Here is a 419-nt window from a genome sequence, read left to right as displayed (position 1 = left end):
GTATTGACGTGCATATGTACCAGCCATATGTGTGTGAGAATTTCTCTCCGCCACATCCTTCATTGATTCAAAACGATCTAGGTCATTGACCATGTAGGCTGCAGCAGTTCTGTACTTTCCTTCATTATTACCATCGTACCCGGGAAACTCCACTGCAGTTCTTATTCTTGGAATTTCACTGACAACCACCGCTTTATCGGCGGCATCTAAACGCTCAAAGCCTTGACTCAGGAAAGAATACATATCCAATGTATTCACAACCTCAGTCACATGTGGCGGATTCCTAGCACCTTCATCCTTTATGTCGTACGCCCAATCCAGAACCCAGCAATCATCCGAAGATACGGCACTAGCAATGAGATCAGGATCGAAGCTGTCAGTAATTCCGAGCTTTTTATAAATATCGCACAGCATATGAA

At 44.2% G+C, this 419-nt stretch carries 1 protein-coding gene; it reads right to left on the bottom strand.

Annotation, left to right across the window (positions count from 1 at the left end; genetic code table 11):
• On the bottom strand, positions 1–419 hold a 419-nt coding region (locus GHO32_RS26240), incomplete at both ends, for a YfbU family protein (protein WP_153443132.1).

This window comes from Pseudomonas sp. FSL R10-2189, assembly GCF_009600325.1.
Lineage (GTDB): Bacteria > Pseudomonadota > Gammaproteobacteria > Pseudomonadales > Pseudomonadaceae > Aquipseudomonas > Aquipseudomonas helleri.
The sequence above is the reverse complement of the archived record's forward strand: the minus strand, read 5'-3'. Positions and strand labels throughout refer to the sequence as shown.